This window comes from Sutcliffiella horikoshii (genome assembly GCF_008180725.1).
GTDB lineage: Bacteria > Bacillota > Bacilli > Bacillales > Bacillaceae_I > Sutcliffiella_A > Sutcliffiella_A horikoshii_B.
In genome coordinates this window covers 358,337-370,798 of the sequence record NZ_VTEV01000003.1, presented here as the reverse complement: position 1 = coordinate 370,798, position 12,462 = coordinate 358,337, and the positions used below count along the sequence as shown (strand labels likewise).

Below are 12,462 nucleotides of genomic sequence, written 5' to 3'. Positions count from 1 at the left end.
AAAGAAATGACAAAAAAATAACCCACCCGTGACTTCTAATTCGCTGTTAGGCAGTCGGGTGAGTTACTTATTACGTTCGACTCCACAGTAGCCGTGCTTCTGCGGAACTTATACTGTTAAGTCAAAGTGCGTCCAACACTTTGGCTTCCTCAATCATGTGTATACACAAATTATAGCACAAGACAACCAACTGTAAACGAACTTTCCATTGGTAAAGTTATCTGACCAGTTTTTTTGCCTTCAACGTGTTGGCAAAATGGACTTTCGCTACTTTGTTCAAAAATCCTTCACCATGCTTTTCAATGACCCTTGCAGCTGCACTATCCACTTTAGAACCCGCACCTTTTGGTATCGTGATCCCTGCTAATTCGCTCAGCTTATCCATCTCTTTTAAAAATGAGTACCTTGCAATAATGGACGCCGCTGCCACGGAAAGGTGCAGGCCTTCCGCTTTGGTATGAAAATAAACATTTTCACGAACAATTTTCTTCTGCTGAGCCACATGGCGATAGTAGATCCCAGATTCAGCAAATTGGTCAATCAAGATAGCCTCAGGTTTCTCTGGAGAGATTTTATCTAATACATGTTGCAATGCTTTATTATGCAGCAACGCCTTGATTTTTCCTTGGCTCATCCCACTCTGCTGCAGTTCATTATATTTTTCATTATGTAAAACTAATAGGCTGTACGGAACATGCGGCAAGATTGCTTTTGCTATCCGCACAATCTTTTCATCATTTAATGCTTTCGAATCCTGCACACCCAGTTCTTTCAATTTATCCATGTGCTCTTTTTTTACATAAGCGGCACAAACAGTAATCGGCCCAAAGTAATCTCCTGTCCCCACTTCATCAGATCCGATGACAGAAAGGGATGCAAATCCTGCAGGCAAGGAGGATTTCACTTTGCTTTCTGAAGATGAGACCGAGGTTGCTTTTTTGCTAGATTTAGACGGCGCGTCCGTTGCTCCGAATCCCTTCCAAATGTTCGCTTCCTCTTCCGCCCCTTTGCCTTGGAATAGCACTTTTCCCGACTTGTATGCGGTAATATTACAAGTAGGCGATTTGGCGACAAAAACAGCCCCTGATGGAAGTTTATCTATTTTATGTTCCTTATAGAAACTTTCGATTTTGTTTAAAATAGTTCCAGATACCTGGATGACTTGATATGACAATTAATTCACTCCTACTACAAATTTTTACATTTTTCCATGTTTCTTTTCCACTTTAGAACGTTTCGTGGTATTATAAAGATTAGGATTTTAATGAATGGGGGCATACACGTTGTCAGAGCATAAAACTCGCACAACTGTCGACATATATGGACAACAATACTCGATTGTTGGTACGGAAAGTATTAGTCACATACGACTTGTTGCTTCCATTGTCGATGAAAAAATGAGAGAAATCAATAGCAAAAATTCAAACTTGGACATCAGTAAACTGGCAGTTCTTACTGCGGTGAATGTTGTACATGATTATATCAAATTAAAAGACGAATACGATATGCTTGAGAGAGAATTAAAGAAAAAGGGTTGAGTACGATGTTAGACTTGATTATTATCTTTCTATTTATTATGGGACTGATTGTTGGAATCCGCAGGGGATTCATTATGCAGATTGTCCATCTTTCCGGCTTTATAGCAGCCTTTGTGGTTGCGTATATGTTTTATGCTGACTTAGCACCTAAATTAAAACTTTGGGTGCCGATGCCAAGTTTTGGCAATGCTGAGTTTTCCATGTTTTTTGAGACGATTAGTCTAGATACGGCTTATTATAGGGCTGTAGCTTTTGCCATTCTTTTCTTTGGAACAAGGATTGCTGCGCAGATTATCGGATCTATGCTGGATTTCCTCTCCCACTTGCCGATCTTAAAACAGGTGAACAGCTGGGCAGGTGCAGTGTTAGGCTTTGTGGAAGTTTACTTGATTGTGTTTATTTTCTTATACATAGGAGCATTGGTTCCTCTGGAGATGGTGCAGACCTCGATCAGCGATTCGTCGATGGCAAAGGGAATTGTGGAAAATACACCGATATTCTCAGAAAAGCTACAAGAATTATGGTCCGGTTATTTGGCAAGCAAGCAATAATACAAACAAACGATAAAACAGGCCTTCTTTGGGCCTGTTTTTTTGTGGAAACAGTTTGTTCGATTGTACATTTGCCTGATTTATTTGTATGATTTAATAAGATAAGTCTACATAAGGTCAGGTGAAAGAACGTGAATAAAAAACAAATCGTAAAATGGCTTGAAACCATTGCGACATATATGGAGTTAAAGGGCGAGAATGGCTTTAAAGTTTCGGCGTTCAGAAAAGCTGCGCTGTCACTTGAAAATGATGAGAGAAGCTTAAGTCAAATAGAAGATTTCACAAAAATAAGTGGCATCGGAAAAGGGACTGCAGCTGTCATTCATGAAATCTTGGAATCAGGGAAATCCTCCGTTTTAGAGGAGCTGCAACAAGAAGTTCCAGAAGGTTTGATTCCGTTATTAAAATTGCCTGGGCTTGGCGGCAAAAAAATAGCGAAACTTTATCAAGAGCTAGACGTAGTAGATATGACAAGCTTAAAAGAAGCGTGTGAAGCAGAAAAAGTCCAGGGGCTTGCCGGATTTGGGAAAAAGACAGAAGAGAAAATCCTTGCTGCAATAGAGGAAGTCGGAAAACGTCCAGATCGTTTGCCGATCTCCTTTATGACGCCGATTGCAGAGCAGATCGAACATTTCCTTGCAACCGTGGATGGAATAGAGGAATATTCGCGTGCAGGAAGTCTACGCAGATATAGGGAAACAATTAAAGATTTGGACTTTATCATTTCCACAACAGAACCTACCAAAGTACGGGAGCAGCTTGTGAAAATGGATAGGGTGATAGAAATCATTGCAAATGGTGATACAAAAGTGTCCATCATTTTAAAATATGATTATGATGTGTCCGTTGATTTCCGGATGGTGGAACCTTTAAGCTTCCCAACAACTCTGCATCATTTTACTGGATCAAAAGACCATAATGTCCGTATGCGCCAGCTTGCAAAAGACCGCGGAGAGAAAATCAGTGAGTATGGTGTGGAAAATGTGGAAACAGGAGAAATGAAACATTTCAAAACGGAAGAAGCGTTTTTCCGTCATTTTAATCTTCCATTTATACCGCCCGAGATAAGAGAAGATGGGACGGAAGTGGATTATGCATTAGAGCATGGTGAGATACCATTAGTGTCACTAGATGACATCAGAGGAGATCTTCATATGCACTCCACTTATAGCGATGGTGCCTACACAATCGAAGAGATGATAGAAGCAAACCGTGCAAAAGGGTATAAATATATGGCGATTACTGATCATTCCCAATATCTGAAAGTAGCAAACGGATTGACGCCAGAACGTCTTAGACAGCAAAAGGAAGAAATTAAGAAACTGAATGAAAAGTATGATGATATTACGATTTTATCCGGTGTGGAAATGGACATCCTTCCAGACGGCTCTCTTGATTATGATGATGAATTAATGGAAGAGATGGATATTGTCATCGCATCGATTCATTCAAGTTTTTCACAAAAAAGAGAAGTGATCATGGACCGCTTGAGAAAAGCGTTGGAAAATAATCATGTAGATATAATCGCACATCCTACAGGCCGCCTGATTGGACGCAGGGAAGGATATGATGTGGATGTGGAAATGTTGATTCAGCTGGCTAAAGAAACAGATACGGCGCTTGAGCTCAATGCCAATCCGAACCGTTTGGATCTTGCTAGCCATTATGTTCGACTCGCACAAGATGCTAGAGTGAAGCTTGTCATCAATACAGATGCCCACAGCATCGACATGCTCGATCATATGGAAGTGGGAGTGGCAGCGGCAAGAAAAGGCTGGATCAAAAAAGACAATGTAATCAATACATGGTCACTGGACGAGTTAAAGAAATTTTTAACACGACACCATACGTAATGTAAAGACAGAAGGGAGTTATGGTACCGTGCAACCGAGGGTTTTAAAGGTATTGGAATTTAATAAAGTAAAAGATAAATTGGCTACTTTTACCGCCTCCTCCTTAGGGAAAGAAAAAGTGGCCCAGCTGACGCCTGCCACCAATTATGAAGAAGTGGTAAAGAGACAGCTGCAAACAGATGAAGCAGCAACTGTGCTCCGATTAAAAGGGGAAGTTCCGCTAGGAGGGATCACTGATATCCGTGCACATGTAAAACGTGCGGAGATTGGCGGGACATTGAACACTCATGAACTATTGGATATCGCAGGAACCATTTATGCAGCCCGAAAGCTAGACCGTTTTGTGGAATCTGTACTAGAAGAAGATATATCCATTCCTATTTTAAAAGAATATATGGATCAGTTAATCATATATCCTGAACTTGAACGCAATATTAAAAATTGTATAGACGAATACGGGGAAGTTCTGGATGGGGCGAGTGATAAGTTAAGAGGTATCCGTCAGCAATTAAGGTCCACAGAGTCCAGGGTACGAGAAAAATTAGAGAGCATGATTCGTTCTTCTAACGCACAGAAGATGTTGTCAGATGCTATCATCACTATCCGCAATGAGCGTTATGTCATACCGGTAAAACAAGAATACCGCGGTTCTTATGGTGGGATAGTGCACGATCAATCCTCCTCAGGAGCGACATTATTCATTGAGCCGCAGCAGGTGGTAGATCTCAACAATGTTCTTCAAGAAGCGAAGGTAAAAGAGAAGCTTGAAATAGATCGTATACTTGCTGAACTGTCAGCCGAAGTGGCAGAAGTTGCCCGTGATCTTCTTGGAAATGTTCATATACTAGCGGAAATAGATTTTATGTTTGCCAAAGCGAAGTATGGAAAGCATATCCGCGGAACAAAACCTGAAATTAATGAAGATAAATATATCAGGCTTGTCCAGGCGAGACATCCTCTCATTAATGAGGATGAGGTGGTCCCGAACACCATTGAACTTGGAAAAGATTATACCTCTATCGTTATAACTGGTCCCAATACTGGTGGTAAGACCGTAACGTTAAAAACACTTGGTTTGTTAACAATTATGGCGCAATCCGGGTTGTATGTACCCGCTCAAGACGGATCGGAAGTAGGTGTGTTCAACGCTGTGTATGCAGACATCGGTGATGAACAATCTATCGAACAAAGTTTAAGTACATTTTCGTCCCACATGGTTAATATTGTGGATATCCTTAAAAAGGTCGATCATGAAAGCCTTGTTCTTTTTGATGAATTAGGAGCAGGGACAGATCCTCAAGAGGGGGCCGCCCTTGCTATTTCCATCTTGGATGAAGTCTATCAACGCGGGGCTTGTGTGATTGCGACCACCCACTATCCTGAGCTGAAGGCTTATGGCTATAACCGGGAAGGTGTGGTAAATGCAAGTGTCGAATTTGATGTGGATACATTAAGTCCTACCTATCGTTTACTTATCGGGGTACCTGGTAGAAGTAATGCGTTTGAAATTTCTAAACGTTTAGGGTTGAGCATGGAAGTCATCGACCGGGCGAAAGGCTTTGTCAGTGAGGATAGTAACAAAGTGGAGAATATGATCGCTTCTTTGGAGGCTTCCCAAAAAAGAGCGGAAGAAGAATGGAAAGAAGCAGAAAAAATAAGAAAAACATCACAGCAATTGCACGAAGATCTTGAACAGCAAATGCTGGAGCTGAACGAACAACGTGATAAACTGTACGAAAAAGCAGCGGAAAAAGCCGAGAAGATGGTGGAGGATGCGAAGGAAGAAGCAGAAAAGGTTATCCGTGAATTGCGCAAGATGCGTATGGAACAGCACGCCAATGTAAAAGAGCACGAGTTAATCGATGCAAAAAAACGATTGGAAGGCGCTGTGCCTACTGTAAAAAAATCTGCTGCTACGAAAAAACAGGAAGCTAGCAATCAAACGCTGGAGCCTGGTGACGAAGTGAAGGTATTGAGCCTAAACCAAAAAGGGCATCTCGTGCAAAAAACGGGAGACAAAGAATGGCAAGTCCAAATCGGTATCATGAAAATGAAAGTGAAAACGAAGGACATTCAATATGTGAGCAGGCCAAAGCCTGTGGAAACGAAACCACTCGCTACCATCAAAGGGAAAGACTATCATGTAAGCATAGAGCTTGACCTGCGTGGCGAACGGTTTGAAAATGCACTCATGAGAGTGGAAAAATACTTGGATGATGCTACATTAGCAGGTTATCACCGTGTATCTATCATTCATGGTAAAGGAACGGGAGCACTGCGAGTTGGGGTGCAAAATTACTTGAAGAACCACCGCTCCGTTAAAAATTATCGATTTGGTGAGGCGTCTGAAGGTGGCACTGGTGTTACCGTCGTCGAACTGAAATAAGAGGGGAGCCTGATATGTCTGCTTTTTGGGAAAATGAATTAGTAAGAACGGCTGCCAACTTTAGTGTGGTGGTACTATGTCTTGTTCTGTTTCTGGCTATTTTTGAACTAGTGACAAAGTATAAAAACATGGAAGAAATTAAAAAAGGTAATTTTGCTGTAGCGATGGCAACAGGCGGTAAAATACTCGGTATCGCCAACATTTTCAGGTACTCTATCAGCGATCATGATACGTTGTTGACGATGATTGGCTGGGGAGCGGTTGGATTTGTCTTGTTGTTGTTTGCCTACTTTATCTTTGAGTTTTTGACACCAAGCTTTAACATTGATAAGGAAATAGAAAAAGGGAACTGGGCTGTCGGATTTATTTCCTTTGTTATTTCTGTAGGTTTGTCTTTTATTATTGGGGCAAGTATTGGATAAGGAGTAGGGAATTTTGGAAACTTTAGCAAAAGTGTTGATCGGTTGTTGTATAGTGTTTGTCATAATAGGAATCATTTATCTTTTTATTGCATAAAGAGTTAATAACAGTAAGGAAGAAGAAGCAAGTTTCACATTGCTGCTTCTTCCTTTTTTTAAAGGACAATAAAGTATAATATACTGTTGATCTCCGTCCCAGGCGCTTCGCTTGCCTGCGTGGCGTCTGCGCGCCTTCCATTCCAATCAACTTGGGTATTTCATTCACCAATAGTATTACAAGAAGAGTTGTAAAAGAGTTACCGGAAAAAGAGTCAACAATAAGTCCATGTAATTTCTAGCTGTGGATTGGAGCAAATGGCGGAGACTCCTGAGGGAGATAGCGCTAGGTGGAGACCCCGCAGGCGAAAGCCGAGGAGGCTCCAGCAGCGCCCCTAGGAAAGCGAAGCCATTTGCGGAAAGGAACAGCGGCAATTAACCAATTTATCCAAATTAGTATTAGTACAGGGCGAGTTTCTTTCCCAGTTTTTCTTACATTAAAAAGTTGTTCAGCAGGGAGAATGGATAGAGTCGGAGAATATAGGTAGTAAGGAAGGGGTTGTTGGTATGCAATTTAAAACGACAGAGCTACCGGGGATTGGGAAGAAGCTATCGTTTGTGACGGCTGAGGGGAATATGGTGGTCTTGGTTGTTCACCATTCAGGAAAACGGGAAATGTATTTTTTTGAAGACCCAGATCATGATGAAGCAGATTTCTCCATCTCATTGACCTCAGATGAAACAAGAGAACTTGGTGCCCAGCTGCTAGGTGCTATTTATCAACCTGTAGATATGGATAAGATGAAAATATTTAAGAAACAAATCATTATTGAGTGGATCGAAGTGAAAAAAGCTTCCTCCTTAATCGGAAAATCGATAGGAGAATCGAAAATAAGAACCAAAACAGGTGCATCCATTATTGGAATTGTAAAAGGGGAGGATAACATCGCTGTACCAGATGTCGATGTAAAGCTCCATGAAAAGGATATATTGATGGTTTGTGGCAAACAAGCGCAAATTGAAAAACTGACCAAGCTTTGCGAGGGAGGGACTGCTACCTGATGCATGAAGGTACTCCAATACTTGTAAGCATAGGAGTCATACTACTCGTTCTATTTGTTATGGGGTATGTCGGAGGAAAAATGAAGATCCCCGGCGTCATACTATATATATTTTTAGGACTTGGCATCGGATCATTTATAACTGAAAACGAATTATTGCATACTGCTAGTGAAATAGGCATTGTACTATTATTTTTTCTGCTTGGTTTAGATTTCCCCCTTAAAAAATTAAAAAATATGGCATTCAAGGTATGGAAACCTGGGTTATTGGATGTAGCCTTAAATTTTGGAATGTCTACTCTCATTTGTCTCTTCTTTGGTCTAGATCTTCTAACTTCCTTCTTAATAGGCGGTGTCCTATATGCCACAAGTTCCTCGATTTCTGCCAAGCTTCTGGAGAGTACGAAACGATTGGCCAATGCAGAGTCGGAATACATACTTGCAATTCTCATCTTTGAAGATGTTGTGGCACCCATCATTGTTGCAGTTCTAATTGGATTGGCCTCGGACAGCGGGATAACAGGGATGGACTTTGTGATTCTTTTAGGTAAGATCATGTTGTTAACCTCAGGTGCGATGATCATTGGTCGCTATGGCTTCACTCGTTTGGAGAAATTTTTTGAGCGATTGGTCGGAAGTGATATTTTCATCATGCTTACAGTCGGAATTGCCCTTAGTTATGCCGGCATTGCCTTGTTACTTGGGCTGTCAGAAGTATTAGGCGCATTTTTAGCAGGTATCATGCTTGCCGAAACGAAGCGCTCAGAAGATATCGAGCAGGTTACCTTACCTGTGAGAGATTTACTTTTACCAATATTTTTTATGCATTTCGGCACGACGATTGACCTTGGGGAAGGAGTTCCCTATGTTGGATTATTGCTTACATTGATTGGATGGGCTTTGCTTGGAAAAATCTTGGTCGGAATGCTTGGAGGTAGATGGTACGGGCTTACAAAGAGGGTTGCTTTACGAGCTGGTTTTTCACTCACACCAAGAGGAGAATTTTCCGTGGTTATTGCATCTATTGCTACTGGAGCTACCAAATTATTTAGTAGCGTGTTCATCCTGGTTTCCGCGATACTTGGAATCGTGCTATTTATTTTAGCGCCAAAATTAACGAATATGTTTTATGAAAAGAAGAGGATAAAAAAGAACATAAAGTTGAAGGTTCCTAGTTAAGTGTTGTCATATTTCATCATTTTTTGCAAAAATCAAAAAAATGTTATAATTTTTATAGAATTGCTGATATACTATAACAAACAGATATGGGCCTTTTGTAGTAGTACAGGCCGATAAAGAGGAGGGAATGGTATGGAGCAAATAGTGAATAAGCCATGGCTATCACTTTATCCTGAAGAAATACCTCAAGAGATCAACTTCGAAGAGCGAACACTGCAGTCTTATTTGAAACAAGCGGCGGAAGAATACCCAACAAAAACGGCTATCAGCTTCCTCGGCAAAAAATTAACATTTGAAGAAGTTTATGATCAATCTTTAAAACTGGCAAACTACTTAAAAGGACTTGGAATTGAAAAAGGCGACAGAGTGTCTATCATGCTCCCAAACTGCCCTCAAGCCGTCATCAGCTATTATGGCGTTCTTTTAGCCGGCGGGATTGTTGTGCAGACAAATCCACTTTACATGGAACGTGAACTGGAATACCAAGTCAATGATTCCGGTTCCGAGATCATCATCACGTTAGATATCCTCTATCCTAGAGTGTCCAAAGTGAAAGCGCTAACAAATCTAAAGCATGTTATCGTTACGGGGATAAAGGACTATCTACCATTTCCAAAAAATATGCTTTACCCTTTTGTTCAGAAAAAACAGTACGGAATAGTAGTAAAGGTGGAGCATAGTGGACAAAACCACTTGTTCACCGAAATCATAAAACAATCAGAAGCACAAACAATTGATGTTCCGATCGATCCTAAGGAAGATCTCGCGTTATTGCAATATACGGGGGGCACCACCGGATTTCCAAAAGGCGTCATGTTGACTCATATGAACCTTGTCTCCAACACAATCATGAGTGTCAAGTGGATGTATAGATGCAAAAAGGCGCAAGAAAAAGTAATCGGTATTCTTCCGTTCTTCCATGTGTACGGCATGACGGCAGTGATGAACCTTTCCATTATGCAGGCATTTGAAATGGTCCTTTTACCAAAATTCGACCCTGAAACCACATTGAAGACTATTCAAAAGGAAAAGCCTACCTTATTCCCAGGAGCACCGACCATCTATATTGCCCTTTTAAATCACCCTGATATTAAGAAGTATGATTTATCTTCTATAGATTCATGTATCAGTGGATCCGCAGCCCTGCCTGTTGAAGTGCAGGAGCAGTTTGAGCGTGTAACAGGAGGAAAGCTTGTAGAAGGCTATGGTCTATCGGAAGCGTCGCCGGTTACACATGCTAATTTCCTCTGGGATGAAAGGGTATCAGGAAGCATTGGGATACCTTGGCCGAATACGGAATCCGTCATTCTTTCCATGGAAAATGGAGAATTGGCACCGACCGGAGAAATTGGAGAGATTGCTGTAAGAGGTCCACAAATCATGAAAGGGTATTGGAACCGAAAAGAAGAAACCGAAGCTGTCTTGAAAGATGGCTGGCTCCTTACCGGGGATTTAGGTTATATGGATGAGCGCGGTTATTTCTATGTGGTAGATCGCAAAAAGGATATGATTATTGCCGGCGGCTTCAATATCTACCCGAGAGAAATTGAGGAAATATTATATGAACACGAAGAAATTCAAGAAGTGGTGGTCGCAGGAATTCCTGATCCATATCGTGGTGAAACCGTTAAAGCATACATCGTGAAAAAGGCCGGATCCAATTTGTCAGAAGAAGAATTGGACCAATATACAAGAAAACACCTTGCTGCCTACAAGGTGCCAAGATCCTATGAATTCAGAGACGAACTGCCAAAGACCGCAGTCGGAAAAATCCTCAGAAGAGCATTGGTGGAAGAAGAAAAGCAGAAAATAGCGAAGTGATAAATATAGAGAGGGAGATGTAAGTTACCTCTCTCTCTTTTTTTATAGTAATTTGTACGAAAATTATGATAAGATAATGATTGACAGTTCATTCATGGTACAGTATCATGAAAATATGAATGATTATTCATTCATTTTTAAAAGGGAGCGAAAAGGTTGAAACAACAAAAACCTAAATATAAACAAATAATAGATGCCGCAGTCATTGTCATTGCGGAAAATGGCTACCACCAAGCACAGGTTTCCAAAATCGCCAAACAAGCCGGGGTAGCCGACGGGACCATCTATCTTTATTTTAAAAATAAGGAAGACATCCTGATTTCACTATTTCAAGAGAAAATGGGACTCTTCGTCGAAAAGATTCGTCAAGAAATTGCAGGAAAATCGACATCAACAGAGAAATTATTAACGTTGATAGAAAAACATTTTTCCATGCTAGCTGAAGATCACCATCTCGCCATTGTAACCCAATTGGAATTAAGACAATCCAATTTAGAGCTTCGGCTGAAGATTAATGAGGTGTTAAAAGGGTATTTACATGTTGTAGATGAAATTCTACTGGCTGGTACCCAGAACGGTGAGCTTCGTTCCGATTTAGATGTCCGCCTAGCAAGGCAAATGGTGTTTGGTACGATCGATGAAACAATTACTACTTGGGTCATGAATGATCAAAAGTACGACCTGACCTCCATCGCACCAAGAGTACATGAACTATTAATCAAAGGGTTTGGAGCTACCCCTTAAGTAGCTCTGTGTTCTATACATAAGGAGGGGATTATTAATGGAATTTTTGCAAATGAAAGTAGAAGAACGAATTGCTCTCATCACCATCAACAAAGCCCCCGCGAATGCTTTGTCATCCGCAGTTTTGAAAGAGCTTACATTATTGATGGATGACTTAGAAAAGCAAGAAGATGTTAGGGTCGTTCTGATTCACGGAGAAGGAAGATTTTTCTCTGCAGGAGCGGATATCAAAGAATTCACCACGGTAGAAACCGGTGAAGAATTTGCTGAACTTGCGAAATTCGGTCAGGATCTTTTTGAAAGAATGGAGAACTTTCCAAAGCCGATAATTGCAGCCATCCATGGTGCAGCTTTAGGCGGAGGCCTTGAGCTAGCAATGGGTTGTCATATCCGCTTAGTGACAAAAACAGCTAAACTTGGTCTGCCGGAATTGCAGTTGGGGCTAATCCCTGGTTTTGCTGGAACTCAGCGTTTACCGAAATTAGTTGGTTCTGCCAAGGCATTTGAAATGCTGTTCACAAGTGACACATTAACAGGGGAAGAAGCTGTTCAATGGGGACTAGCAAACAAAGCCGTCGATGAAGAAGTTTTAATGGATGAAGCTTTTAAGATGGCGAAAAAGATTGCACAAAAAGGACCAATCTCGGTTGCTTCTGTCATTGAGTTGTCCCGCTTTGCAAAGCATGAAGAATTTTATCAAGGCGTAGAAAGAGAAGCGCAATTATTTGGGAGAGTCTTCACATCAGAAGATGGCAAAGAAGGTATTACAGCGTTTATGGAAAAAAGAGCTCCCGAATTTAAAGGGAAGTAATTTTTTTTATAATATAAAATCTGAATATTACTAATAAAATCAATGTTTAAACAGGAGGTACTG

Annotated in this window: 11 protein-coding genes; 10 read left to right on the top strand and 1 reads right to left on the bottom strand. The window is 41.0% G+C overall.

Translation table 11 applies throughout. The features are described from left to right. Window positions 1-217: 217 nt before the first annotated feature. Window positions 218-1,174, bottom strand: a complete 957-nt coding sequence (gene rnhC, locus FZC76_RS08740) for a ribonuclease HIII (RefSeq protein WP_148987841.1) — start codon at window positions 1,172-1,174, stop codon at window positions 218-220. A gap of 94 nt (window positions 1,175-1,268) precedes the next feature. Between rnhC and zapA the strand changes: the two genes are divergently transcribed. From zapA to FZC76_RS08685, 10 genes are all read left to right on the top strand, one after another. Continuing rightward, window positions 1,269-1,538, top strand: coding sequence for a cell division protein ZapA (zapA, locus tag FZC76_RS08735; protein ID WP_060664833.1), 270 nt, complete (start codon window positions 1,269-1,271; stop codon window positions 1,536-1,538). Between the two features lie 5 nt (window positions 1,539-1,543). Next, window positions 1,544-2,089, top strand: a complete 546-nt coding sequence (locus FZC76_RS08730) for a CvpA family protein (RefSeq protein WP_148987840.1) — start codon at window positions 1,544-1,546, stop codon at window positions 2,087-2,089. Between the two features lie 131 nt (window positions 2,090-2,220). Continuing rightward, window positions 2,221-3,942, top strand: coding sequence for a DNA polymerase/3'-5' exonuclease PolX (gene polX / locus FZC76_RS08725; protein WP_148987839.1), 1,722 nt, complete (start codon window positions 2,221-2,223; stop codon window positions 3,940-3,942). A gap of 28 nt (window positions 3,943-3,970) precedes the next feature. Beyond that, entirely contained in the window at window positions 3,971-6,328 is a 2,358-nt protein-coding gene (locus FZC76_RS08720; protein WP_148987838.1) for an endonuclease MutS2, read from the top strand. Between the two features lie 14 nt (window positions 6,329-6,342). Beyond that, complete coding sequence (locus FZC76_RS08715) at window positions 6,343-6,750, top strand: DUF350 domain-containing protein (RefSeq protein WP_148987837.1); 408 nt, start codon at window positions 6,343-6,345, stop codon at window positions 6,748-6,750. A gap of 600 nt (window positions 6,751-7,350) precedes the next feature. Continuing rightward, window positions 7,351-7,845 (top strand): cation:proton antiporter regulatory subunit, encoded by a 495-nt coding sequence (locus FZC76_RS08705; RefSeq protein WP_148987835.1) that lies wholly within the window; start codon window positions 7,351-7,353, stop codon window positions 7,843-7,845. Continuing rightward, window positions 7,845-9,023, top strand: coding sequence for a cation:proton antiporter (locus tag FZC76_RS08700; RefSeq protein WP_148987834.1), 1,179 nt, complete (start codon window positions 7,845-7,847; stop codon window positions 9,021-9,023). Before FZC76_RS08705 ends, FZC76_RS08700 begins: the two co-directional genes overlap by 1 nt. A gap of 132 nt (window positions 9,024-9,155) precedes the next feature. After that, the gene (locus FZC76_RS08695; protein ID WP_148987833.1) at window positions 9,156-10,844 is read left to right on the top strand and encodes a long-chain-fatty-acid--CoA ligase; all 1,689 of its coding nucleotides are present in this window, start codon (window positions 9,156-9,158) and stop codon (window positions 10,842-10,844) included. A 156-nt stretch (window positions 10,845-11,000) separates the two neighbouring features. Then, entirely contained in the window at window positions 11,001-11,588 is a 588-nt protein-coding gene (locus FZC76_RS08690) for a TetR/AcrR family transcriptional regulator (RefSeq protein WP_060664841.1), read from the top strand. Window positions 11,589-11,625: 37 nt separating this feature from the next. Next, the gene (locus FZC76_RS08685) at window positions 11,626-12,399 is read left to right on the top strand and encodes an enoyl-CoA hydratase (protein WP_148987832.1); all 774 of its coding nucleotides are present in this window, start codon (window positions 11,626-11,628) and stop codon (window positions 12,397-12,399) included. Window positions 12,400-12,462: the final 63 nt, after the last annotated feature.